Here is a 25,812-nt window from a genome sequence, read left to right on the forward strand (position 1 = left end):
CCGACCGCCTCAGCCGGCGGGCTTCTCGCTGACCGTCACGGTGAACTTCCGGTCCCGGGCGAGCTGGCGCGTCGGGCCCACGAAGCGCCGCAGCGCCGCGCGGTGCTGCAGATGAGAGTTCCACACGCAGTAGAGCGTCCCGCCCGGCGCCAGGGCGCGGCCGGCCGAGGCGATCAGCCGGTGGGCCGCCGTGGGATCGACGGCGTTGCCCCGATGGAAGGGTGGATTCAGCAGGATCAGCCGCTCGCCGCCGTCGGCGGCGACGTCCTCCAGCTCGTCGGCGCGGCGGACCTCCACGCGGTCCGCGACGGCGTTGGCCTCGGCGGTGAGCGTCGTCGAGGCCGTCGCCGAGGCGGAGTCGTCGACGGCCAGCACCTGCGCCTGCGGCCGGCGGCGCGCCGCCCAGGCGGCCACCGTCCCGTTGCCGCATCCCAGGTCGACGAGGCGATCGGCCGCGGCCAGCTCCGCCTCGAACGCCGCGAGGCCGTCCACGGCGGCCAGCAGCCGTCGGGTGCCGGGGTCGACGCTGGTGCCGCCGTAGGTGGTGCCCGTGCTGCACAGCGTGAGCTCGTCGATCGGGGCCACGGCGTGGACCGCGCGCCGCGGCCCCGGCGCCGGGAGCCCTCGCCGCGGCGACCGGGCGGTGAGCACCCGCGACTTCGACCGACCTCGGCCGGGGACCACGTCGGCGAAGTGCTGCTCCAGCACCTCGTTCATCGACCGGGTCATGTGTTTGTCGCGCCCGCCGGCCAGCAGCACGACGTCCTCGGCGGCGTGCTCGGCCACCAGGTGGGCCCAGTCGGCCAGCGCATCGAGCGAGCGGGGCAGCGGCATCAGCACTGTGCGGGCCCCGGCCACTGTGTCGGCGTCGACCGGCCGGGGCGCCGGAGCCGTGAGATCCAGCGTCGCGGCGTTCTCGGCCAGCGCCAGCTCGCCGCCGCGGGCGTCCTGGGCCGTGCGCACCGTGTGTCCGGCGGCGACCAGCGGCAGGGTGAGCGCACCCCAGCGGTCGTCGAGGACGACGACTCCGTCGGCGGGATGTCCGGCCGCCCACCAGGCGGCCGCCGTGTCGAGCAGCAGCAGGTCGGCCGCGTCGTAGGCCTGTTCTCCGTCGTCGGGACGCCGGCGCAGCCGCGCACGGTCGAGGGCGCCGCCGTCCTGCGGCGTCGCAGTCAGCCGGGACGGGACCACCTCGGGCGTGCGGCCGGCCTCCAGCGCGCGGCTCATGCCGGGACCTCGCCCGCGCCGTCGTCGCTGCGGTGCTCGACGTCGACCCAGTCCACTCCGGCGGCACGCAGCTCACCGGCTCCCGCAGAGAGCGTGGCGATCCGTCCCTGCAGCGCCGTCACCGGCCCGTCGTCGTCGGGCACGGCCAGATGCAGCCGGGCGCCGGAGGGGCCGACGCCGTACTCGGTCTCGCGGACGGCGGCGCCGGCGCCGCGCAGCTCGTGCTCCCAGCGGCCGACGTCGGCGATCGGCGCATCGAGCCGGAACTGCCGCATCCGCCGACGCTGCACCGTCCCGCCCGTCGCCGCCGCCTGCTGCAGGGCCTCGCCCACGGCGTCGGAGTAGGCGCGGACCAGGCCTCCGGCGCCGAGCAGCGTGCCGCCGAACCAGCGCACCACCACGGCGGCGACGTCGGTCAGATCGGCGCGGTCCGAGGGCATCGTCGACTGGGCGAGGACCTCGAGCATCGGGGCGCCGGCGGTGCCGGAGGGCTCGCCGTCGTCGTTCGCCCGCTGCACGTGCCGTTCGGAGCCGATGAGCCAGGCGCTGCAGTGGTGCCGGGCCGCGTGGTGCTCACGGCGCAGCGCGTCGACGAGCTCCTGGGCCTCCTCCGGCGACGAGGTCCGGCGCAGCACGGCCAGGAAGCGGGACTTCCGCCGCTCGATCTCGGCGACGACGTCGACGCCGGGGCGCAGCACAGTGCAGGAGGCGGGATCGGGCGTCGCGGAGGAGGACGGCGGCGGAGGGGTCATCACCGTCCAGTCTAGGCGATCGCGTCGGCCGGGCCGGCCGCCCGGACCGTCTCCGACGGCGCGCCGCGGGGCCGCCGGATGCCTCGAGGAGCCACGACCTGGAGGAGCGATGATGGTGCCGGTCACACTCGCGAGCCGTGTGTCGCGTGCTCTCCGACCGATAATTGCCTACCGTTGGGGTATCAGTCGGGCCCCGCCGGGTCTGCGGGCCGTCGCCGACGGCGCCCGGACCCGACTCGGCCGGAATGCATCCTCCCTGGAAAGGCGACGACATGCTCGAGAGATTCCACGACCTGCTGAGGCTGCGCACCAGCCCCGCGGTCTTCTTCGTCTCGGCCGGTCTCATCCTGGCCTTCGTGGTGGTCACGCTGATCATCCCCACCCGCATCGGTGACCTGTTCGGCACCATGTCGACGTGGATCTACGACAACCTCGGCTGGTTCTACATCTCCGGGGTCACGATCTTCCTGCTGTTCCTGATCTACATCGCCCTGGGCCGCTTCGGCCGCATGCGGCTGGGCCAGGACGACGAGGCCCCGGAGCACAGCGACATCTCCTGGTTCGGCATGCTCTTCGCCGCCGGCATCGGCACCATCCTGATGTTCTGGGCGGTCGCCGAGCCGGTGAACCACTTCGCGAACCCGCCGCGCGGGATATCGGCCGACGAGGCCGAGGAGATGCGCTCCGCCGGCGAGACGGTGGATCCGACGACGATCGTCGGCGGCACCGCCGAGGCCGCGCGCGAGGCGATGGGCTTCACGCTCTACCACTTCGGGCTGCACACCTGGACGATCTTCGCGCTGCCGGGACTGGCCTTCGCCTACTTCATCTATAAGCGCAACCTGCCGCCGCGGGTGTCCTCGATCTTCCAGCCGCTGCTGGGGGAGAAGATCCACGGCAACTGGGGCCGGGCCATCGACATCCTCGCCATCGTCGGCACGGTCTTCGGCGTCGCGGTCTCCATCGGCCTGGGCACGCTGCAGATCAACGCCGGGCTGGCCAGCGTGATGGGCATCTCGCAGTCGGCCCTGTCGCAGATCCTCATCATCTCTGCGGTCACCCTGGTGGCGCTGGCGTCCACTCTGCTCGGCGTCGAGAAGGGCGTGAAGCGGCTGTCGAACTTCAACATCTGGGTCGCGGTCCTGCTGCTGGCGTTCATCCTGATCTCCGGTCCGACGGTGCACCTGCTCAAGGGCATGATCGAATGGACCGGCGTCTACGCCTCGATGCTGCCCGAGCTGGCCTTCTGGAACGACACGCTGGCCGACACCGGATGGCAGAACGGCTGGACGATCTTCTACTGGGCCTGGACGATCACCTGGTCGCCGTTCGTCGGCATCTTCATCGCCCGCATCTCGCGCGGCCGCAGCGTCCGCCAGTTCGTCGCCGGGGTGCTGGGCCTGCCCACGCTCTTCACGATCGTCTGGTTCGGCATCTGGGGCACCGGCGTCTTCGACATCCAGATGAACGGCGACGGCGGACTCGTCGAACGCGTGGTCGGGGAGGGGGACATCCCCGGAGCGCTCTTCGCCTTCTTGGACCAGTTCCCGCTGGCGACGCTGACCTCGGCGATCGCGATCATGCTGGTGGCGATCTTCTTCGTCACGTCCATGGACTCCGCGGCCCTGGTGCTCAACGACATGTCCTCGGGCTTCGAGGGTCAGGTCCCCGGGCATCAGAAGGGCTTCTGGGCGGTGGCCATCGGGCTGATCGCCGCGATCCTGCTGACCGCCACCGGCGACGGCGGGCTCAACGCGCTGCAGAGCGTGGCCATCGTGCTGGGGCTGCCGTTCTTCCTGCTGGGCTACCTGATGATGTTCAACCTCTCGCGGGCGATGCGCGAGGACGCCGGCGAAGTCGGCTATCTGCGCACGCGCCGCTGGCTGAAGACGCTGCCGCCGGAGGAGTACGAGCGGCGGATGGACGAATGGGACGACTCGCTCACCGAGGCGGTCGTGGCCCCCGACTATCAGGAGGGCACCCAGCCGGAGAACGCTCCCGAGGTCGAGCACGTCGAGCAGCCGGAGATCGTCGAGGAGTACCGGATCCGCACCGGCGACCTGCCGACGGTGGATCAGGCCGCCGCCGAGCGCGCGGCCGGCGGCGGCGCCGGCGACCAGAGCGCGCCGAGCACCGGCGGCGCGGACGACGAGGAGGGTCGACGCTGAGCGCCGCCGCGAGGAGCCGGGACTCGCCGGAGGCGCATGACGGGTCCCGGCCGCGCGCCGCCGACGCGATCGTCCACGTCGGGCTGACCGGGGGGATCGCCTCCGGCAAGTCCACCGTCTCGGCGCGGATGGCCGACGGCGGCGCACAGATCATCGACGCCGACCGCATCGCCCGCGAGGTGCTCGAGTCCGGCACCGAGGGGCTGGCCGAGGTCGTCTCGGCCTTCGGCGAGGAGGTCCTCGACGCCGACGGCGCCCTGGACCGTCCGGCGCTGGGACGGATCGTCTTCGCCGACGAGGCGGCCCGCGAGCGGCTCAACGGCATCGTGCACCCGCGGGTGCGCGCCGAGTCCCGTCGTCGGCTGCAGACGGCCGCGCCGGGGAGCGTCGTCGTCGAGGACATCCCGCTGCTCGTCGAGACCGGCCAGCAGGACCGCTTCGACGTCGTCGTGGTGGTCCGGGCGCCGGAGGAGGAACGCGTGCGGCGCCTCGTCGAGGACCGCGGCGCCGACGCCGCCGACGCCCGCGCCCGGCTCGCCGCCCAGGCGAGCGACGCCGAGCGCGCCGCGGCCGCCGACGTCGTGCTGGACAACGACTCCACGCGTGCGGCGCTCGAGGCGCAGGTCGACGAGCTGATGGAGGCGCTGCGCCGGCGCCTCGGCCGCTGACCCCGCTGCTGACGCCGGCGCTGGCCCCGCCGCAGGCGATGGCTCCGCGGCACGTGTGGGAATGCGGCATCATCGCCGCACGTTCCGCGGACTCATCTCCCGGGCAGACGGGCGATAGGGTGGGCGGAGAACGAGCCGAGGCCCGGCTCGGAGCGACACGAGGAGACGGGGAGCGAGCGAACGATGAGTCTGGCGCCGAAGATCAACCGCACTGTCGCCCCGTTCGACGTCGTCAGCTCCTACGAGCCCAGCGGCGACCAGCCGAAGGCCATCGCCGAGCTCGCCGAGCGGATCGACGGCGGCGAGAAGGACGTCGTGCTGATGGGCGCGACGGGCACCGGCAAGTCGGCGACGGCGGCCTGGCTGGTCGAGCAGGTCCAGCGGCCGACGCTGATCCTGGTGCAGAACAAGACGCTCGCCGCGCAGCTGGCCAACGAGTTCCGGGAGCTGCTGCCGCACAACGCCGTCGAGTACTTCGTCTCCTACTACGACTACTACCAGCCGGAGGCCTACGTCCCGCAGACGGACACCTTCATCGAGAAGGACTCCTCGGTCAACGACGAGGTCGAACGGCTGCGGCACTCGGCGACCAACGCGCTGCTCACCCGCCGCGACGTCGTCGTGGTCGCCACCGTGTCCTGCATCTACGGCCTGGGCACGCCGGAGGAGTACATCGAGCAGATGGTGCCGCTGCAGGTCGGCGACGCCCTCGACCGCGACGAGCTGCTCCGCCGCTTCGTGGGCATGCAGTACACGCGCAACGATCAGGACTTCCACCGCGGCACCTTCCGGGTGCGCGGCGACACGGTGGAGATCATCCCGATGTACGAGGAGCTCGCCGTGCGCGTGGAGTTCTTCGGCGACGAGATCGAGAGCATCCAGACGCTGCATCCGCTGACCGGCACCGTGGTCCGCGACGAGGACGAGATGTACATCTTCCCGGCCAGCCACTACGTCGCCGGCGACGAGCGGATGGCGCGGGCGATCACCGCCATCGAGGACGAGCTGCGCGAGCGGCTGGCCGAGCTGGAGTCGCAGGACAAGCTGCTCGAGGCCCAGCGGCTGCGCATGCGCACCACCTACGACCTCGAGATGATGCAGCAGATGGGCTTCTGCAACGGCATCGAGAACTACTCGCGGCACATCGACGGCCGCGACGCCGGCTCGGCGCCGCACTGCCTGCTGGACTACTTCCCGGACGACTTCCTGCTGGTCGTCGACGAGTCGCATGTGACGATCCCGCAGATCGGCGGGATGTACGAGGGCGACATGTCGCGGAAGCGCACGCTGGTCGAGCACGGCTTCCGGCTGCCCTCGGCGATGGACAACCGGCCGTTGAAGTGGGACGAGTTCCTCGAGCGGATCGGCCAGACCGTCTACATGTCCGCCACTCCGGGAAACTACGAGCTCGGGCTCTCCGACGGGTACGTCGAACAGATCATCCGGCCCACCGGGCTGGTCGACCCGGAGGTGGTCGTCAAGCCCACGCAGGGCCAGATCGACGATCTGCTCGCCGAGATCCGCCGCCGCGAGCAGCAGGACGAGCGCGTGCTGGTGACCACGCTGACCAAGCGCATGGCCGAGGAGCTCACCGAGTATCTGCTCGACCACGGGGTGAAGGTCGAGTACCTGCACTCGGACGTCGACACGCTCAAGCGCGTCGAGGTGCTCCGCGAGCTGCGCCGCGGCACCCATGACGTCGTCGTCGGCATCAATCTGCTGCGCGAGGGCCTCGACCTGCCGGAGGTCTCGCTGGTCTCCATCCTGGACGCCGACAAGGAGGGCTTCCTCCGCTCGGCCACCTCGCTGATCCAGACGATCGGCCGCGCCGCGCGCCACGTCTCCGGCCAGGTGCACATGTACGCCGACCGGGTCACCGACTCGATGCGCCGGGCGATCGACGAGACCGAGCGGCGCCGGCAGATCCAGATCGCCTACAACACCGAGCACGGGATCGACCCGGCTCCGCTGCAGAAGAAGATCGCCGACATCACCGACCAGCTCGCCCGCGAGGACGCCGACACCGCCGACCTGCTGCAGGGCATGGGCGGCCTCGCCGTCGGCTTCGAATACGGCAAGGGTCACCGCGGACTGACCTCGCTGGAGGGCACCGGCGACGGCGCCTCGGGCGCCTCGGGCACAGAGGCCGCGACCGGCGAGGGCTCGTCGGGATCGGGCCGCTCCGCGGCGTCGACCACGCCGGCGAAGGACACCGCCGACCTCATCGAGCAGATGACCCAGCAGATGCACCAGGCCGCCGAGGACCTGAACTTCGAGCTGGCCGCCCGGCTGCGCGACGAGATCGGCGACCTGAAGAAGGAGCTGCGGCAGATGCGCGAGGCCGGCCAGGCCTGACGCGCCGTCCCGGGTGCGATGGTGCCGGCGGGCGGCCGAGCCGCTATGATGGGCCTGCGCGTGAGGGAGTATCCTGCCGCGCCGTCCACGTCAGCACGCGGGCCGAAGGCGGCCCGCCGGGGACGGCGGCCTGCGCCGACCGCCCGCCGGGGCCTGCTCCGGGACGGGCCGCCGGCATCGGGCGGAGAGACTCACGAGGCCTGCCCGTGTCCGCGAGCGACCTCGTGAAAGGACTCCGTCCATGGAATACACCCCGCTCATCTGGGGCATCACCCTCGCCGTCATCATCGGCCTGCTGCTCTTCGACTTCTTCGCCCACGTCCGCAAGGCCCACGCGCCCTCGATCCGCGAGGCCGCCGTCTGGTCGGCGATCTACATCGCCCTGGCCCTGCTCTTCGGCCTGGTCTTCCTGGTCGTCGGCGACTATGCCGGAGCCACCGAGTACTACGCCGGCTATGTCACCGAGAAGGCGCTCTCGGTGGACAACCTCTTCGTCTTCCTGGTCATCATGGCCAGCTTCAACGTCCCCCGCGAGGACCAGCAGAAGGTCCTGCTCTTCGGCATCGTCTTCGCGCTGATCGCCCGCACCGCCTTCATCCTCGCCGGAGCCGGGATCATCAGCGTCTGGAGCGACGTCTTCTACCTCTTCGGCATCATCCTGCTGCTCACCGCCGGCCAGCTGCTGAAGAAGGAGCTCACCGGCGACGAGGCCGACGAGGCCGACAACATCTTCATCCGGCTGGCCAAGAAGGTCATCCCCACCACCGACCACTACGACGGCGACCGGCTGTTCACCCGCGTCGACGGCAAGCGGATGATGACGCCGATGCTGCTGGTGATGGTGGCCATCGGCGGCACCGACATCCTCTTCGCGCTGGACTCGATCCCCGCGATCTACGGGCTCACCCAGGAGCCCTACATCGTGTTCACCGCCACGGCGTTCTCGCTGATGGGGCTGCGCCAGCTCTACTTCCTCATCGACGGCCTGCTGGACCGGCTGATCTACCTCTCCTACGGCCTGGCGATCATCCTGGGCTTCATCGGCGTGAAGCTGATGCTCCACGCCCTGCACGAGAACAAGCTGCCCTTCATCAACGACGGCGAGAGCGTCCACGTCGCCGAGGTGCCCACCGGACTGTCCCTGCTGGTGATCCTGGCGGTGCTGGTCATCACCGTGGTCGCCTCGCTGCTGGCGCCGAAGGGCCGGGCGCTGCGCGTCATCCAGAACGCCGAGCAGTCCTCGCGGACGTACCTGGCCCTGGTGGAGTCCGGCGGGACGCAGCAGGAGCTCGACGCCGCCCGCGAGTCCGTCGACCGGTGGCGGGCGCGCTACGAGAAGGTGCCCGAGAAGCACAAGGACGCGCTGATCGAGCACCGTGAGCGGTATCTGGCGGTGCTGGACGACGCCCACGGCGTCGAGCACCGCGAGCTGCGGCCCGAGGACCTCGGCGGCCCCGCGCGCGGCTGAACGGCCGGGGTCCGACGGCGGGGCCGTCGCCGTCGGACCTCAGTCCGCGGCGTCGGTGCGGTGCAGCAGCTCGCGCAGCACACGGGGGCCGTCGTCGCCGAGCCCGTCGTGGTGGAAGGCGTCGGTCTCCCACACCTGCAGGTTCTGCACCCGGGCGGCGGTCTCCCGCGAGAGGTCCCGATCGACGTAGACGTCGTCGGTGTAGACGGCCGCGGCGGCGGGCACCTCGTTGCGCGCCAGCTGGTCGAGATCGTAGAGCGGCGTCCAGTCGTCGACTGCGGCGACCGCCTCGGCGGTCTCGAGCAGCGGCGCGAGCACCGGGTCGCCGGCGACATGGTCGCGGAAGAACATCTCGCCGAGCAGCAGCGGGGAGCTCGCCTCCGGCGAGAAGTCGGGGTGCTCGGCCAGCACGCGCTCGGCGGCCCAGGCGGTGGCGCCGCGACCCTCGGTGCGCGCGGCCGGCTGCCCGTAGATCGACTCGTGGATCAGCCCGTAGAGCGGCCGGTCGGCCAGCGAGATCTCGGCGCCGACCTCGGCGAGGAAGCCGTCGGCCAGCCGGGTCCGCGCCGCATCCTCGAAGGCCTCCTCGAGCAGGTAGTGCAGCGAGTCGACGCGGGTCTCGCCGCCGAGCCGCATGCCCAGCATCTGCAGCCGCGGCACGGTCAGCGCCGAGCCGTCGGGCAGTCGCACGTCGTGGGCGCGCAGGTGGTCGATCACCGCGTCGAGCCGCTCACGGTCCTCCGGGAAGCGGGCGAAGTGCTCGGCGTTCCGCGCCCGCATCCGCGCATAGGTGGCGCGGTAGACGCGGTCGGCGTGGCCGGTCAGCGGAGCCAGCCCGCCGGTGAGCAGCGCGCGGTCCAGCCCCTCGGGGTGGAAGGAGAGGTAGCTCAGCGTGCAGAACCCGCCGAAGCTCTGGCCCAGCACGCTCCAGCTCGTCACTCCCAGGGCCCGGCGGATGCGCTCGGCGTCGGCGACGATGGAGTCGGCGCGGAAGCGGCGCAGATGCCGCGCCTGCGCGGCGGCGTCGCCGCGGTCGGCGAGGCTGCGGCGGGTCAACGGCGTCGATCGGCCGGTGCCGCGCTGGTCGAGCATCAGGATCCGGAAGCGTCCGGCGGCCTCCTGCATCCAGCCGTTCAAGCGTGCCGGACGCGAGCCCTTGCCGCCCGGCCCGCCCTGCAGGAACAGCAGCCACGGCATCGCCGCGACGTGCTCCTCGCCGCGGGCCACGGCCTCGGCGGAGACGAATTCGCGGGCGAAGACCTCCAGCTGCTCGCCCTGCGGCTCGGCATGGTCCAGCGGCACGCGGAAGCGCCGGTCGACCAGCCGGGTGCCGTCGCGGAGCGTGCGGACCGGCGGCTCGCCGAGCGGCACGGCCGTCGGCGCGGCGTCGCGGGCGGGATGCGGGGCCATCGTCTCCTCCTGGGCGGCTGGTGGTCGGCTGGGCGGCACGCCGCGGCTCCGGCGGCGAGGCGTCAGGACGGCGCCTGATGCAGCTCGCCGACGTGGTCGACGAGCACCGCCGGCGCGCCGGCCGCGTCGGAGGCCGCCAGGTCGATCCAGGCGTGGATGCCCCAGTCGTGGTTCCCCTCGGCGTCGTCGAGGACCTGCACCGCCCGCCAGCGGCCGGGATGCCCGTCGGGCGACTCGTCGATGCGGATCAGCCCCGGGCCGCGCGCATGGGCGTCGACGAAGACGTCGTCGTAGACGCCGAAGAAGGCGTCCATGGCCTCGGCCCAGCGGTCGGCGGTCCAGCCGCTGGTCTCGCCGTCGAGCTCCTCGAGGTCCTGCTCCTTCTCGTCGGCGAAGAGCTGGGCGCGCAGGAACATCGCGTTGCGCACCATGACCTTGAAGGCCCGCGGATTGGCGGTGACCCGGTCGGGCTCCTCCGCGACGTCGGGGGAGAGGTCGAGGTCCGCGGCGGTGGCGTCCTCGGCCCCGCCGGCGAGCTTCTCCCACTCCTCGAGCAGCGAATTGTCGGTCTGGCGGATGAGCTCGCCGAGCCATTCGACGAGGTCCTGGAGCGGCTCGGTGACCTTGTCCTGCGGCACGGTCCGGCGCAGCGCCTTATAGGCGTCGGTCAGGTAGCGCAGCAGCACGCCCTCCGAGCGGGCGAGCTGGTAGTGGTTGACCATGTCGGTGAAGCTGAAGGCGCGCTCCACCATGTCGCGCACCACCGCCTTCGGCGTGAGCTCGTGGTCGCCGGCCCACGGTGCGGAGCTGCGGTAGACCTCGAACTGCTGGGTGAGCAGCTCCTTCAGCGGCTGCGGATGGGACATCTCGTCGAGGATCCGCATCCGCTCGACGTACTCGACGCCGTCGGCCTTGAGCTCGGCCAGCTTCTCCGACTTCAGCTTCTTCACCTGCGCCCCGGTGACCTGGTACGGCGTCTCCAGGATGGACTCGATGACGCTGATCACGTCCAGCGCATAGGACTCCGACTCCGGGTCCAGCAGCTCCAGGGCGGCGACGGCGAAGGGCGCCAGCGGCTGGTTGAGCGCGAAGTCGTCCTGCAGCGCCAGCGTCAGGTCCACCGTCCGGCCGTCCTCGTCGGGCTCGTCGAGGCGCTCCAGCACTCCGGCGGCGAGCAGCTCGCGGAGGATCTCCAGCGCCCGGCGCTGCAGGATGGCCTTCCGCGCCGGCGTCTCGTCGGAGGCCAGGATCAGCCGGCGCAGCCCGCGGATCGGATCCTGCGGACGCTCCAGCATCTGCAGCACCATCGCATAGCTGATGCGCATCCGCGAGACCATCGGCTCCGGCTGCGCGGCGACCAGCCGGTCGAAGCTCTCCTCGCTCCAGGAGACGAAGCCCTCGGGCGGCTTCTTCTTCCCGGCCGAGCGCACCGCCTGGTCGACCTTCTTCTGGTCGTCGCCGTGCTTGGCGCGCGCCTTGGCCAGCGCCTGCTCGTTCTCGATGACGTGGGTGGGAGCCTGCACGACCACAGTGCCCTCGTCGTCGTAGCCCGCCCGGCCGGCCCGGCCGGCGATCTGGTGGAACTCGCGGGCCTTGAGCTGCCGCGTCCGGGCGCCGTCGTACTTGCTCAGCGCGCTCAGCAGCACAGTGCGGATCGGCACGTTGATGCCCACGCCGAGCGTGTCGGTGCCGCAGATGACCTTCAGCAGCCCCTCCTGGGCCAGCTGCTCGACCAGCCGCCGGTACTTCGGCAGCATCCCGGCGTGGTGGACGCCGATGCCGCTGCGCAGCAGCCGGTTGAGCACAGTGCCGTAGCCCTTGGCGAAGCGGAAGGTCTTCAGCCGCTCCTTGATCCGCTCGCGCGTCTCGGTCGAGGCCACGTTCAGCGAGGCCAGCCCGGCGGCCCGCTCGGCGGCCTCGCGCTGGGAGAAGTGCACCACGTAGACCGGCGCCTTCGCGTCGGCGACGAGCTCCTCCAGCTTCTGCTGCAGCGGCGTCGTCGAGTACTCGAAGCTCAGCGGGACCGGACGGTGGGCGGAGGCGACGGTGACGACGTCGCGGCCGGTGCGTGCGGAGATGCGGCGCTCGAAGCCGGAGGTGTCGCCCAGCGTCGCCGACATCAGCAGGAACTGCGCCTGCGGCAGCTCGATCAGCGGCACCTGCCACGCCCAGCCGCGCTGCGGCTCGGCGTAGAAGTGGAACTCGTCCATGATGACCGGCCCCACCTCGGCCTCGGCGCCGTCGCGCAGCGCCTCGTTCGCCAGGATCTCGGCCGTGCAGCAGATGATCGGCGCATGGGCGTTCACCGCCGAGTCTCCGGTGACCATGCCGACGTTCTCGGGGCCGAAGACCTCGACCAGCTCGAAGAACTTCTCCGAGACCAGCGCCTTGATCGGTGCCGTGTAGACGCTGCGCTCGCCGCGGGCCAGGGCGAGGAAGTGCGCGGCCGCGGCCACCAGCGACTTGCCCGAGCCGGTGGGCGTGGCCATGATGACGTGGCCGCCCGAGGCCAGCTCGAGGACGGCGTCCTCCTGGGCGGGATAGAGGGTGATGCCCTGGGCGGCGGTCCACTCCTGGAAGGCGGCGACGAGCTCGTCGGCGCCCGCGGACCCCGCGGCGGGCAGGTGCTGGCTCAGCGACGGTCGGGCGCTCACCAGCCGCGCTCCCGCCACTCGGCCAGGTGGGGACGCTCGGCGCCGATGGTGGTGGGCGCACCGTGGCCGGGGTGGACGATCGTGTCGTCGTCGAAGACGCCGAAGAGCCGCTCGACGACGTCGTCGAGCAGCGAGCCGAAGTCCTCCGCGGACTGGGTCTTCCCGACGCCTCCGGGGAAGAGCGAGTCGCCGGTGAAGACGTGCGTCGGGCCGTCCTCGACGGGGTAGACGAAGGCGACCGATCCGGGGGTGTGGCCGCGCAGGGCGATGACGTCGAGGCCGATGCCGTCGTACTGGACCAGCTGTCCGTGCTCGAGGCGGCGGTCGATCCGCACGTCCTCGGCCTCCTCGATCGCCGCGGCGTCCACCGCTCCGGCGGCGGTCTCGACGTCGGGGTCCGCGGCGATCGCGGGCAGCGCGCGGATGTGGTCCCAATGCCGATGCGTGGTCAGCACCGCCCGCAGCTGCGGGGCGCAGGGCGTGTCCTCGGCGGAGGCGGCGAGCATGCCGCGGACGGCCTCGGCGTCGGCGGCCGCATCGATCAGCACCTGGATCCCGGACTTCTTCGCGGTGAGCAGATACACGTTGTTGCTCATCTCGGACACGGCGAGACGGCGGACCGTGATCGCCGGGAGGTCGTGGATCAATGTGCTGTCGGAGGCCATGCGCGACAGTCTATGGTCTGCTGTCGGTCAGATGCCACGACGCCGACCGGCCTCGGCGGCCTCGGCGGCCTGGGCGGCCTCGGCGGTCTCGGTCGTCTCGGTCGCCTCCGGGCCCGCGCCGATCCGGCGCAGCGCCTCGCGCAGTCCGGCGACGTCGTCGACGATCCGCGCGGCGCCGGCCTCCTCCAGCTCGCCGTCGGGAGCGCTGCCCCAGCGCACGCCGAGGCAGGGCAGGTCGTTGCCGCGGGCGCCCTCGACGTCGAAGATCCGGTCGCCGACCATCGTCGTCCGCGGCGCTCCCGGGCCCAGTCCCAGGGCCTGCAGGGCCTCGCCGACGATCGCGGCCTTGCCCGGATGCGGGCGGGTCTCGTCCGGGTCCGAGCCGACGACGACGTCGAGCCGCTCGCGCAGCCCCTGCCGGGCGATCAGCCGCTCGGCCAGCGTCTGCGGCTTCGACGTCGCCACCGCCAGGGCGGTGCCGGCGGCGCGCAGCTCGTCGAGCAGCACGTCGAGGCCGGCGAAGACGGCGGCGTCCCCCAGGCCGCGGGCGCTGTAGTCGCGGCGGTAGTGGTCGATGACGGCGGCCAGATTCGTCTCGTCGACGCCGGGGACGGAGAGCAGGCTGGAGGCCAGCGGCGGGCCGACCATCGCGTCCAGGACCGGCTGGTCGGGGACGGCGACGTCGTGGGCCGCCAGCGCGGCGGCGATGCCCGAGGTGATCCCCGGCGCGGAGTCCACCAGCGTGCCGTCGAGGTCGAAGAGCACGGCGGCGGGGGCGGGGGAGAGCGGTCGGATCATGTCTCCATGATCGCATCGGCGCCCGCGGCCGCGTGCCGGGGGAGTGCGGCGCCGCATGCCGTTCGAACACTTGTTCGAGTCGGGTCGGGGGCTTACACTGGGCATCGTGTCTGAGCGAGTTGCCGAGAACGAGGCCGCAGTGATCGAGTCCGTCGACGAGCTCCGCGGCCGCGGAGCCCCCGAGCAGGCCGCCGTCGACGGCGCCGGCCGCGCCGAGGCCGACCGCATCGTCGTGCAGGGCGCCCGGGAGCACAACCTCCAGGACGTCGGCATCGAGCTGCCGCGCAACGCCTTCATCGTCTTCACCGGGCTCTCCGGCTCGGGGAAGTCCTCGCTGGCCTTCGACACCATCTTCGCCGAGGGGCAGCGCCGCTACGTCGAATCCCTCTCCGCCTATGCCCGCATGTTCCTGGGGCGGGTGGACAAGCCGGACGTCGACTTCATCGAGGGGCTGTCGCCGGCGGTGTCGATCGACCAGAAGTCGACCTCGCGCAACCCCCGCTCGACCGTCGGCACGGTGACCGAGATCCACGACTATCTCCGTCTGCTCTGGGCCCGCATCGGGGTGCCGCACTGTCCGGTGTGCGGCGAGCGGATCGAGCGCCAGACGCCGCAGCAGATCGTCGACCAGATCCTCGGGCTGCCCGAGCGCACCCGTTTCCAGGTCCTCGCGCCGGTGGTGCGGGCGCGCAAGGGGGAGTTCAAGGATCTCTTCCGCGACCTCGCCGGGCAGGGCTTCGCCCGCGCCGTCGTGGACGGCGAGCTCGTCCAGCTCAACGATCCGCCCACGCTGGAGAAGCAGTACACCCACCGCATCGACGTCGTCGTCGACCGGCTGGTCATCCGCGAAGGCATGGGGCAGCGGCTGACCGACTCCATCGAGACCGCGCTGCGCCTGGCGGAGGGCCGGGTCGTCGTCGACATGGTCGACCTCGCCGAGGACGGCACGCCGGAGAACCCCGACCGGGTGCCCGAGGAGCTCGCCGGGCCCAAGCTCCGGACGTTCTCGGAGAACCTCGCCTGCCCCAACGAGCACCCGCTGCCGATCGACGAGATCGAGCCGCGGTCGTTCTCCTTCAACTCGCCGTTCGGCGCCTGCCAGGCCTGCTCCGGGATCGGGTCGAAGCTGGAGGTCGACGAGGAGCTGGTCATCCCGGACGACACGCTGTCGCCGAACGAGGGGGCCATCGCCCCCTGGAACCGCGGGCGCGCCAGCGGGCAGTACCACCTGCGCATCGTGCAGGGGCTGGCCGACGAGCTGGACTTCTCGCTGGACACGCCGTGGGGGGAGCTGTCGAAGACGGTCCGCCGGGCGCTGCTGCACGGCCGCAACCACAAGGTCGTGGTCCAGTATCGGAACCGCTTCGGCCGCGAGCGACGGTATTCGACCGGCTTCGAGGGCGTCATCGCCTATATCCATCGCAAGCACGAGGAGACCGAGTCGGACACCGCTCGCGAGCACTATGAGCAGTACATGCGTCAGGTGCCCTGCCCGGAGTGCGACGGGAAGCGGCTCAACCCCGCCTCGCTGGCGGTGCTGGTCCAGGGCTCGTCGATCGCCGACGTCGCCCGGCTGCCGATGGACGAGGTGCTGTCCTTCTTCCAGACCCTGGAGCTCTCCGCCCGCGATGCGATGATCGCCGAGCAGGTGCTCAAGGAGATCCTCGCCCGGCTGACGTTCCTGCTCGACGTCGGCCTGGGCTATCTGAACCTCGAACGCGGCGCCGGGACGCTCTCCGGCGGCGAGGCCCAGCGCATCCGGCTGGCCACGCAGATCGGCTCCGGCCTGGTGGGCGTGCTCTACGTCCTCGACGAGCCCTCGATCGGCCTGCACCAGCGGGACAACAACCGACTGATCCGCACGCTGACGCGGCTGCGCGACCTCGGCAACACGCTGATCGTCGTCGAGCACGACGAGGACACCATCGCCGAGGCCGACTGGGTGGTCGACATCGGCCCCGGGGCGGGAGAGCGCGGCGGGGCCATCGTGCACTCCGGCTCGGTGGAGGGCCTGCGCGCCAACGAGCAGTCGATCACCGGCGACTACCTGGCCGGACGCCGGGTCATCCCCGTGCCCGAGGTGCGCCGGCCGGTGGACCCCGAGCGGATGCTGCGGGTGGTGGAGGCCCACGAGAACAACCTCGTCGACGTCTCCGTCGACGTGCCGCTGGGGATCTTCCTGTCGGTCACCGGCGTCTCCGGCTCCGGCAAGTCCACGCTGATCAACGAGATCCTCTACAAGGCGCTGGCCAACAAGCTCAACGGCGCCCGCCAGGTGCCCGGCCGCCACCGGCGCATCGACGGCGTCGAGCATCTGGACAAGATCATCCACGTCGACCAGAGCCCGATCGGCCGCACGCCGCGGTCGAACCCGGCGACCTACACCGGCGTCTTCGACCACATCCGCAAGCTCTTCGCGCAGACTCCGGAGTCCAAGACGCGCGGCTACCAGCCCGGTCGCTTCTCCTTCAACATCAAGGGCGGCCGCTGCGAGGCCTGCGCCGGCGACGGGACGCTGAAGATCGAGATGAACTTCCTGCCCGACGTCTTCGTGCCCTGCGAGGTCTGCCACGGCGCCCGCTACAACCGCGAGACGCTCGAGGTCCGCTACAAGGGCAAGAACATCGCCGAGGTCCTCGACATGCCGATCGAGGAGGCCGCCGAGTTCTTCTCCGCCTTCGCGCCGATCGCCCGGCACCTGACCACGCTGGTCGACGTCGGACTGGGCTACGTGCGGCTCGGCCAGGCGGCGACGACGCTCTCCGGAGGCGAGGCGCAGCGCGTCAAGCTCGCCGCCGAGCTGCAGAAGCGTTCGCGCGGGCGGAGCATCTACGTGCTCGACGAGCCGACCACCGGGCTGCACTTCGAGGACATCCGGCGGCTGCTGGGCGTGCTGCAGTCGCTGGTGGAGAAGGGCAACACAGTGATCACCATCGAGCACAACCTCGACGTCATCAAGTCGGCGGACTGGCTCATCGACCTGGGGCCCGAAGGCGGCACCGGCGGCGGGCGGGTCGTCGCGGAGGGCACCCCGGAGCAGCTCGCCGCCGCATCGACGACGACGGGCTCGCACACCGGCGCGTTCCTCGCCGACCTGCTGTGACGACGTCTCTGGGCTAGACTGATCCGCGCCGGCGCCCGACGGGTGGCCTCGACCACTCTGCGCGGGCGGCCTCGCGGCCGCGAGCCGGCGGCGACGCCCAGTGGACCCGACGACGTGAAGGACCCGTCCGTGAGCACAGACCCGTCCGCGCCCGACGAGCAGCGCGTGGTCACCCACGATGCGATCCGCCGGTCCTTCGCCGCCGTCCTGAAGCTCACCTGCCGTCCGACCATCACCGGTCTGGACCGCGTGCCGGAGGAGGGCGGCTTCGTCGTCGCCAGCAATCACCTGTCCTTCCTCGACTCGGTGCTCATCCAGGCGATCTTCCCGCGCCCGGTGAGCTTCTTCGCGAAGGCGGAGTACTTCACCCAGCCCGGCCTGAAGGGGCGGGCGATGAAGATGTTCTTCGAGTCGGTGGGCTCCGTGCCCGTCGAACGACAGCGCAAATCGGCCTCGGTCGAGGCGCTCCACCAGCTCGGCGACATCGCCGCCGCCGGTCACGGCGTGGGCATCTATCCGGAGGGCACGCGCAGCCGCGACGGTCGGCTCTACCGGGGGAAGAACGGCGTCGGCTGGCTCGCGCTGGCCACCGGGCTGCCGGTGGTGCCGGTGGGCCTGCAGGGGACCGAGGCGCTGCAGGCGCCGGACTCCAACCGGGTGCGCCCGGCGAAGTTCTCGCTGTCCGTGGGCGAGCCGCTGCACTTCGACCACCTCGGCCCGCGCCACGGGCTGCCGGTGCGCCGCGAGGCCACGGAGGAGGTCATGGCCGCCATCGCCGCGCTGACCGGCCAGGAGCGCGTGGACAGCTACAACGCGCCGCCGCCCGAGCCCGAGGAGGATGCCGCGGGCGACGCGACGCACCGCTCGGAGCCGCGCCGCGATGGCTGATCCGGCCTCCTACCGTCCGGCGGCCGGGGAGATCCCGACCTCGCCGGGCGTCTACCGCTTCATCGATCCGCACGGGCGGGTCGTCTACGTCGGCAAGGCCAAGAACCTGCGGTCGCGGCTGAACACCTACTTCGCCAATCCCGCCGCGCTGCCGGCGAAGACCCATGCGATGGTGCACAGCGCCGCCTCGGTCGAGTGGACTGTGGTCGGCTCCGAGCTGGAGGCCATCCAGCTGGAGTACACCTGGATCAAGCAGCACACGCCGCGGTTCAACATCATGTACCGCGACGACAAGTCCTATCCCTACCTCGCGGTGACGATGAACGAGAGATACCCGCGCGTGCAGGTCATGCGCGGGGACAGGAAGCCCGGGGTGAAGTACTTCGGTCCCTTCCACCCGGCCAAGGCGATCCGCGAGACCGTCGACACCATGCTGCGGGTCTTCCCGGTGCGCAGCTGCTCGGCCGGGGTCTTCCGCCGGGCGCAGGCCTCGGGCCGGCCCTGCCTGCTGGGCTACATCGACAAGTGCTCGGCGCCCTGCGTCGGGCGGATCAGCGAAGAGGACCACCGGACGCTCGCCGAGGAGTTCTGCGAGGTGATGGCCGGTCGGCCGGGGCCGCATATGCGGCGGATCGAGGCGCAGATGAAGGAGGCCGTCGCCGAGCTGCGCTACGAGGACGCCGCGCGCCATCGCGACGACCTCGAGGCGCTGCGCCGGGTCTTCGAGCGGAACGCCGTGGTGCTCGGCGAGGACACCGAGGCCGATGTCTTCGCCTTCGCCGAGGATGAGCTGGAGGCCGCCTTCCAGGTCTTCCACATCCGCCAGGGGCGGATCCGCGGTCAGCGCGGCTGGGTGGTCGAGAAGGTCGAGGAGACCGATCCGGCCTCGCTGGTCGAGCAGCTGCTGCTGCAGGTCTACGGCTCGATGGCCGACGCCGAGCGCATCCCGAGGGAGGTGCTGGTGCCGGAGCTGCCCGCCGATCATGAGGGGCTGACGCAGTGGCTGTCCCAGCAGCGCGGGGCGCGGGTGACGGTGAAGGTCCCGCAGCGCGGGGACAAGGCCTCGCTGCTGGGCACCGTCCGGGAGAACGCCGACCAGGCGCTGCGGCTGCACAAATCGCGGCGGGCCGGGGACCTGACCAGCCGGTCGCAGGCGCTGCGCGAGCTGCAGGAGGTCCTCGGCGCCCCGGAGCCGCTGCTGCGCATCGAGTGCTACGACATCTCGCACACGTCGGGCACCAACGTCTCGGCCTCGATGGTCGTGCTCGAGGACGGCGTGCCGAGCAAGAAGGACTACCGCCGCTTCTCCATCCGCGGCGAGGCCGCCCGGGACGACACCAGCGCGATGCACGACGTCATCACCCGCCGCTTCGCACGCCACCTCGAGGAGGAGCGCGTCACCCGGGAGCGGGCCGAGCAGGCCGAACAGGCGGCGCCGGACGCGGTCGAGGAGGAGCCGGAGAGCGCAGCGAGCGCGTCGAGTCCGGACAGCGCCGACGCCGACGCTGACTCCGACGACGCCGCGGGGGGAGCGGCGCCGGCGGAGGACACCACAGTGGACCGCGAGTCCGCGCGCTTCGCCTACCCGCCCAGCCTCGTCGTCGTCGACGGCGGCCAGCCGCAGGTGACCGCCGCCCGCGCCGCGCTGGACGAGCTGGGGCTGACCGACATGCCCGTGGTCGGGCTGGCCAAGCGCCTCGAGGAGGTCTGGCTGCCCGACGACGACTTCCCGCTGGTGCTGCCGCGCAGCTCCGAGGCACTCTACATGCTCCAGCGGATCCGTGACGAGGCGCATCGCTTCGCGATCGCCGGCCACCGCTCCAAGCGCGCCAAGCAGATGACCGCCTCGGTGCTCGACGAGGTCGAGGGGCTCGGACCGTCGCGGCGCGCGGCGGTGGTCACGCACTTCGGCTCGGTCGACCGGCTGAAGCAGGCCGACGCCGAGCAGATCGCCCAGGTCCAGGGCATCGGGCCGCAGCTGGCCGCCCGGATCCGCGACCATCTCGCCGCGTCCTCCGCGGCGCCGGGCGACGACGTCGCCTCCAGGGGCACCGAGGACGCCGGGGACGCCGGGGGAGACGACGAGCAGTCGGACCGACCGGTGGACGAGGCTCGTCCGGATCGCTGACCTGGGACGGCGACGGTCGTGCCGGCCGGCGTCCCCGCGCCCGCGCGGCGCGGGGCGGCGATTGTCCGCGGCCGGGCGGCCACGTAGTCTGCTGGTATGCGCGATGCACTGACCCCGGTCAAGCCCCCGGAGAGCGAGCTGCTGATCGTCACCGGCATGTCCGGGGCCGGGCGCACGACGGCCGCCCATGCGCTGGAGGACCTGGGGTGGTACGTCGTCGAGGGGCTCCCTCCGGAGCTGATCACCACGATGATGGATCTGGTCGCGCGGAACCCGGGGTCGGTGGAGAAGCTGGCGGTGGTGCTCGACGTCCGCTCGCGCAACCTCTTCAGCGACATGCTCTCCGCGCTGGAGCAGGTCAAGGCCGCCGGGATGACCTATCGGCTGCTCTTCCTCGACGCCTCGGACGACCTGCTGGTGCGCCGATTCGAGCAGGGGCGGCGCCCGCATCCGCTGCAGGGCTCCGGACGCGTCCTCGACGGCATCGTCGCCGAGCGCGACCTGCTCCAGGAGGTCAAGGCCGGCGCGGAGGTGGTGGTCGACACCACCGATCTCAACGTGCACGGTCTGGCCCGCGCGGTCACCGAGATCTTCTCCGCCGACGGTCCGACCCAGCTGCGGCTGAACGTGATGAGCTTCGGCTTCAAATACGGGGTGCCCTCCGATGCGAACTTCATCGCCGACGTGCGCTTCGTGCCCAACCCGCACTGGGTGCCGGAGCTGCGGGCGCTCACCGGCCAGGACGCCGCTGTGCGCGACTTCGTGCTCGTCGACGAGGGCGCCGGCGAGTTCGTCGACCGCTATCTGGAGGCGCTGTACCCGGTGCTCGAGGGCTATCGCCGGGAGAACAAGCATTACGCGACGCTGGCGGTGGGCTGCACCGGCGGCAAGCACCGCTCGGTGGCGATCGCCGAGGAGCTCGCCCGCCGGCTGGATCAGCTGCCCCACGTCACGGTCAACACCAGCCATCGCGACCTCGGACGGGAGTGAGCATGACGCATGCGCCCACCGGGCCGGTCCCGCGGCCGCCCGAGGCCGCCGGCTCCCCGGCGAACATGACCCCGCGCCGCGGGACCTTCCGCGTGGCCGCGATGGGCGGCGGGCATGGGCTCTCCGCCACGCTGGCGGCGCTGCGCATCATCGCCGCCGAACACCTCACCGCCGTGGTCACCGTCGCCGACGACGGCGGCTCCTCCGGGCGCATCCGGCACGACATGGACGTGCTGCCCCCGGGGGACCTGCGGATGGCGCTGACCGCGCTGTGCGACGACACCGACTGGGGGAGGACCTGGGCACAGGTCATGCAGCACCGCTTCAGCTCCCGCGACGGCGTCGTCGGAAGCCTCGACGACCATGCCATGGGGAACCTGCTGATCGTCTCGCTCTGGGAGCTGCTCGGCGATCCGGTGGACGGACTCCGCTGGGCCGGCGCGCTGCTCGGCGCGCGCGGGCAGGTGCTGCCGATGTCGCGGCAGCCGCTGACGATGTCCGGGCAGGTCCGCCGCGACGGGACGACCGAGTGGGTCGAGTCCCAGGTCGAGCTGGCCCGCGCCGGCCGCCTGGGGCGGCTCACCGAGGTGCAGCTGCATCCGGCCGAGGCCGAGGCCTGCGCCGAGGCGGTCTCGGCGATCGAGCTCAGCGACTGGATCGTCTTCGGCCCCGGCTCCTGGTACACCTCGGTGCTGCCGCATCTGCTGCTGGCGGATCTGCGCGAGGCCATCCACGGCACCGAGGCGCGGCGCTGCGTGGTGATGAATCTCTCGGGCGAGGACGAGGAGACCGCCGGGCTGACTCCCGCGGACCATCTGGAGGTGCTGGTCCAGCATGCTCCGGGGCTGCGCATCGACGCGGTCATCGCCGATCCGAGCTCGGTGGAGGAGCCCGAGCGGCCGGCCTTCGAGCAGGCCGCCGCGGCGCTGGGCGCAGCCGTGCACTACCACCACGTGCGGCGCGAGGAGGACCGTGAGGTCCACGACCCGCTGCGCCTGGCGATCGCCTTCGACGACGTCTTCTCGCGCTGACGCGGCGTCGTCGCCGCGGCGATCGGCGCCGCCGGGCCAGCGGCGCCCGCCGTGCGTCGCCGACCGCGCTCCGCACGATCCCAGGGTCCCTGATCGGGCGGTGCTCAGGAGCATCCACTACCATTGCCTCGCCCCAGGACCCCGACGCGACCCAGGAACCCGGAGGACGGACACATGGCGCTGACCGAATCGGTCAAGGACGAGCTCTCCCGACAGGAGGTCTCCACGACCTCGGAGCGCAAGGCCGAAGTCTCGGCCATGCTGCGCTTCGCCGGCGGGCTGCACATCATCTCGGGTCGCATCGTCATCGAGGCCGAGCTCGACCACGCCGCGTCCGCGCGTCGGCTGCGCGCGACGATCTCCGAGGTCTACGGCCATGAGAGCGAGCTCATCGTCGTCTCCGGCAACGGGCTGAAGAAGGGCAGCCGCTACGTGGTCCGCGTCGTCCGCGAAGGGGAGGCCCTGGCCCGGCAGACCGGCCTGCTCGACGTGCGCGGCCGGCCGGTGCGCGGTCTGCCCTCGGCGATCGTCAACGGGTCGGTCGCCGATGCCGTCGCCGTCTGGCGCGGGGCCTTCCTGGCCCACGGCTCGCTCACCGAGCCCGGTCGCTCCTCCTCGCTGGAGGTCACCTGCCCGGGGCCGGAGGCCGCGCTGGCGCTGGTGGGCTCGGCGCGTCGACTGGGGATCACCGCCAAGGCCCGCGAAGTGCGCAGCGTCGACCGGGTGGTGATCCGCGACGGCGACTCCATCGCCCAGCTGCTCACCCGCATGGGCGCCCACCAGGCGCTGCTGGTGTGGGAGGAGCGCCGGATGCGCAAGGAGGTCCGGGCGACGGCGAACCGGCTGGCCAACTTCGACGACGCCAACCTGCGGCGCTCGGCCCAGGCCGCAGTGGCCGCCGGCGCCCGGGTGGAGCGCGCGCTGGAGATCCTCGCCGACGACGTGCCCGAGCATCTGCGCTACGCGGGCCGGCTGCGCCTGGCGCACAAGCAGGCCTCGCTGGACGAGCTCGGGCGGATGGCCGAGCCGCCGATGACCAAGGACGCCATCGCCGGGCGAATCCGCCGGCTGCTGGCCATGGCGGACAAGCGCGCCGCCGACCTGGACATCCCGGGGACGGACTCGAACGTCACCTCCGACATGCTCGACGGCTGAGGCGCGGCCCCGGCCGGCCAGGTGACCTGGGGCGACGTCATAGTTCCTCGAGGGCGCGTCATGTTTTCATCCCAGGGTGAACACTGCCGGACATCTCCGCCGCAGACCTTCACCCGGGTCCCCGGGCGGGCATAGGATGAAGCCGGTCGAGGTCGGAGACGTCTGCTCGAGCCGGCCTCGAGGACCACCGTCACTAGGAGGATATTTTGGCTGAGTACACCCTTCCTGAGCTCGACTACGACTACTCCGCGCTGGAGCCCCACATCTCCGCGCGGATCATGGAGCTCCACCACTCCAAGCACCACGCCACGTACGTCAAGGGCGCCAACACTGCGCTGGAGCAGCTGGCCGAGGCTCGCGAGAAGGGCGAGTACGGCACGGTGCCGAAGCTGCTGAAGGACCTCCAGTTCAACCTGGGCGGCCACACGAACCACTCGATCTTCTGGAAGAACCTGTCCCCGGAGGGGCCGGACCGTCCGGAGGGCGAGCTGGCCGCCGCGATCGACGAGCACTTCGGCTCCTTCGAGCAGTTCCAGCAGCTGTTCACCCAGGCCGCGCTGACCATCCAGGGCTCGGGCTGGGCGATCCTGGCCTACGAGCCGATCGGCGGCAACCTGGTCGTCGAGCAGTTCTACGACCAGCAGAACGGCGTCCCGGTGGCGACCACCCCGCTGCTGATGCTGGACATGTGGGAGCACGCCTTCTACCTGGACTACCTGAACGTGAAGCCGGACTACGTCAAGGCCTTCTGGAACATCGCCAACTGGGAGGACGTGGCCCGTCGCTTCGAGGCCGCCCGCTCGGGCGCCTCGCAGCTGGTCACGCCGTGAACGACCCGCTGACGGAGCGGTGAGCCGCACAGGGCCGGAGCGTCCGCGCCGCACCGTGGGCGCGTCGACGCTCCGGCCCGGCGACGCGCGGCGTCGCCGCGCCTGCCGCGAGGGCGTCGGATCCCCGGATCCGGCGTCCTCGGCTCGCGCCGGGCGGGAACCTCCCCTCCGGTCCGTCCGCCGGCGGTCTCCGGCGTGAGATTCCGGACAGCCCGCGGCCGTCCCTCCGGGCATCGCGCGACGAGATGTGCGAGAATATGAGCTGATAATCGAACACTGCGTTCTGCAGACGTCCTGAGAACAAGGAAGTTGTTGGGGGTCAGCGGCCACGACCTGCGTCGGGCTGCTGGTCCCCTTTGTGCTTTCCAGGGGTCTGCGGCCACGGTGCGCAGGATCATCCGACCGGTCCGCCGGGCCGGCGGACGGAGAAGTCAAGGAAGGGAACCCATGGCGACGAAGATCGCGATCAACGGTTTTGGACGCATCGGCCGCAACGTGCTGCGCGTGCTGGAGACCCAGGGCTACGACGACCTGGAGCTGGTGGCCATCAATGACCTGACCAGCCCGGCGGACCTGGTGAACCTCACCAAGTACGACTCGGTGATGGGTCGGTACCCGAAGTACGTGTCGCTGGACGGCGACACTCTGGTCGCCGGGGAGCGTCGGGTGAAGCTGCTCTCCGAGAAGGACCCGTCCGACCTGCCGTGGGGCGAGCTCGACGTCGACATCGTGCTCGAGTGCACCGGCCTGTTCGCCACCAAGGAGGCCGCCGGCAAGCACGTCGACGCCGGCGCCAAGAAGGTCGTCGTCTCCGCGCCGGCCAAGGGCGTCGACGCCACGCTGATCATGGGCATCAACGAGGACACCTTCGACGCGGCGAACCACACGGTGGTCTCCAACGCGTCCTGCACCACCAACTGCCTGGCGCCGCTGGCGAAGGTCCTGGACGACGAGTTCGGCATCGTCGAGGGTCTGATGACCACGGTCCACGCCTACACCGGCGACCAGCGCCTGCACGACGCCCCGCACAAGGACGCTCGCCGCGCCCGTGCGGCCGCGAACAACCTGGTGCCGACGTCCACCGGCGCGGCCGCGGCCATCGGCGAGGTGCTGCCCGCCGTCGACGGCAAGCTGGACGGCTACGCCATCCGCGTGCCGGTCATCACCGGATCGGCCACGGACCTGACGGTCACTGTGGAGAAGGACGGCGTGACCGCCGAGCAGGTCAACGCCGCCTTCCAGAAGGCCGCCGAGGGCGAGCTGGCCGGCGTGCTCTCCTACAACGAGGACCCGATCGTCTCCTCGGACATCGTCGGCGACCCGCACGCCTCGATCTACGACGCGCCGCTGACCAAGGTCATCGGCAACCAGGTCAAGGTCGTCTCCTGGTACGACAACGAGCACGGCTACAGCTCGCGCCTGGTGGCGATGACCTCGTACATCGGCGCCCAGCTCTGAGTCTGCGCTGAGTCGACTCTGAGCCGGCGACGAGGCCCCGTCCCGACTGCGCCGCCGGCGCGGA

The 25,812-nt window shown here is 71.5% G+C and carries 18 protein-coding genes; 12 read left to right on the top strand and 6 right to left on the bottom strand.

Annotation, left to right across the window (positions count from 1 at the left end; all coding sequences use genetic code 11):
- Positions 1–9: 9 nt before the first annotated feature.
- Together ABD652_RS09630 and ABD652_RS09635 are read right to left on the bottom strand one after the other, a co-directional pair.
- Positions 10–1,227 (bottom strand): class I SAM-dependent methyltransferase, encoded by a 1,218-nt coding sequence (locus tag ABD652_RS09630; RefSeq protein WP_344720682.1) that lies wholly within the window; start codon positions 1,225–1,227, stop codon positions 10–12.
- Positions 1,224–1,979: an IMPACT family protein gene (locus ABD652_RS09635; RefSeq protein WP_344720685.1), complete on the bottom strand. Its 756-nt coding sequence runs from the start codon at positions 1,977–1,979 to the stop codon at positions 1,224–1,226. Before ABD652_RS09635 ends, ABD652_RS09630 begins: the two co-directional genes overlap by 4 nt.
- A 272-nt stretch (positions 1,980–2,251) precedes the next feature.
- On the opposite strand from ABD652_RS09635, the gene ABD652_RS09640 reads away from it, so the two are divergent.
- From ABD652_RS09640 to ABD652_RS09655, 4 genes are all read left to right on the top strand, one after another.
- Entirely contained in the window at positions 2,252–4,147 is a 1,896-nt protein-coding gene (locus ABD652_RS09640; protein ID WP_344720688.1) for a BCCT family transporter, read from the top strand.
- 128 nt (positions 4,148–4,275) lie between these two features.
- On the top strand, positions 4,276–4,815 hold the full coding sequence (coaE, locus tag ABD652_RS09645) for a dephospho-CoA kinase (RefSeq protein ID WP_344720691.1): 540 nt from the start codon (positions 4,276–4,278) through the stop codon (positions 4,813–4,815).
- A 183-nt stretch (positions 4,816–4,998) separates the two neighbouring features.
- Entirely contained in the window at positions 4,999–7,170 is a 2,172-nt protein-coding gene (gene uvrB / locus ABD652_RS09650) for an excinuclease ABC subunit UvrB (protein WP_344720694.1), read from the top strand.
- Positions 7,171–7,411: 241 nt separating this feature from the next.
- Positions 7,412–8,638: a TerC family protein gene (locus ABD652_RS09655; protein WP_344720697.1), complete on the top strand. Its 1,227-nt coding sequence runs from the start codon at positions 7,412–7,414 to the stop codon at positions 8,636–8,638.
- A gap of 39 nt (positions 8,639–8,677) precedes the next feature.
- Here the strand turns inward: ABD652_RS09655 and ABD652_RS09660 are convergent, their stop codons facing one another.
- The 4 genes from ABD652_RS09660 to ABD652_RS09675 form a co-directional block, all read right to left on the bottom strand.
- A complete protein-coding gene (locus ABD652_RS09660; RefSeq protein WP_344720700.1) occupies positions 8,678–10,048 on the bottom strand; it encodes an alpha/beta fold hydrolase in 1,371 nt (456 codons plus the stop codon).
- Positions 10,049–10,110: 62 nt separating this feature from the next.
- Positions 10,111–12,702, bottom strand: coding sequence for a DEAD/DEAH box helicase (locus ABD652_RS09665; protein WP_425574569.1), 2,592 nt, complete (start codon positions 12,700–12,702; stop codon positions 10,111–10,113).
- Positions 12,699–13,367: an MBL fold metallo-hydrolase gene (locus ABD652_RS09670; RefSeq protein ID WP_344720703.1), complete on the bottom strand. Its 669-nt coding sequence runs from the start codon at positions 13,365–13,367 to the stop codon at positions 12,699–12,701. Before ABD652_RS09670 ends, ABD652_RS09665 begins: the two co-directional genes overlap by 4 nt.
- Positions 13,368–13,394: 27 nt before the next feature.
- Entirely contained in the window at positions 13,395–14,165 is a 771-nt protein-coding gene (locus ABD652_RS09675) for an HAD hydrolase-like protein (protein WP_344720705.1), read from the bottom strand.
- A 106-nt stretch (positions 14,166–14,271) separates the two neighbouring features.
- Between ABD652_RS09675 and uvrA the strand changes: the two genes are divergently transcribed.
- The 8 genes from uvrA to gap all read left to right on the top strand — a co-directional run bounded on the left by uvrA (position 14,272) and on the right by gap (position 25,748).
- Positions 14,272–17,268 (top strand): excinuclease ABC subunit UvrA, encoded by a 2,997-nt coding sequence (gene uvrA, locus ABD652_RS09680; RefSeq protein WP_425574570.1) that lies wholly within the window; start codon positions 14,272–14,274, stop codon positions 17,266–17,268.
- A gap of 165 nt (positions 17,269–17,433) precedes the next feature.
- The gene (locus tag ABD652_RS09685; protein WP_344721081.1) at positions 17,434–18,156 is read left to right on the top strand and encodes a lysophospholipid acyltransferase family protein; all 723 of its coding nucleotides are present in this window, start codon (positions 17,434–17,436) and stop codon (positions 18,154–18,156) included.
- Complete coding sequence (uvrC, locus tag ABD652_RS09690) at positions 18,149–20,284, top strand: excinuclease ABC subunit UvrC (protein ID WP_344720708.1); 2,136 nt, start codon at positions 18,149–18,151, stop codon at positions 20,282–20,284. Before ABD652_RS09685 ends, uvrC begins: the two co-directional genes overlap by 8 nt.
- A 96-nt stretch (positions 20,285–20,380) precedes the next feature.
- A complete protein-coding gene (rapZ, locus tag ABD652_RS09695) occupies positions 20,381–21,274 on the top strand; it encodes an RNase adapter RapZ (protein ID WP_344720711.1) in 894 nt (297 codons plus the stop codon).
- A 2-nt stretch (positions 21,275–21,276) separates the two neighbouring features.
- Entirely contained in the window at positions 21,277–22,305 is a 1,029-nt protein-coding gene (locus ABD652_RS09700; RefSeq protein WP_344720713.1) for a gluconeogenesis factor YvcK family protein, read from the top strand.
- Between the two features lie 174 nt (positions 22,306–22,479).
- Positions 22,480–23,460, top strand: coding sequence for a DNA-binding protein WhiA (gene whiA, locus ABD652_RS09705; protein ID WP_344720715.1), 981 nt, complete (start codon positions 22,480–22,482; stop codon positions 23,458–23,460).
- 206 nt (positions 23,461–23,666) lie between these two features.
- A complete protein-coding gene (locus ABD652_RS09710; protein WP_153143856.1) occupies positions 23,667–24,290 on the top strand; it encodes a superoxide dismutase in 624 nt (207 codons plus the stop codon).
- A gap of 447 nt (positions 24,291–24,737) precedes the next feature.
- Entirely contained in the window at positions 24,738–25,748 is a 1,011-nt protein-coding gene (gap, locus tag ABD652_RS09715) for a type I glyceraldehyde-3-phosphate dehydrogenase (protein ID WP_344720719.1), read from the top strand.
- Positions 25,749–25,812 lie beyond the last annotated feature (64 nt).

The organism is Nesterenkonia halobia, from assembly GCF_039536005.1.
Lineage (GTDB): Bacteria > Actinomycetota > Actinomycetes > Actinomycetales > Micrococcaceae > Nesterenkonia > Nesterenkonia halobia.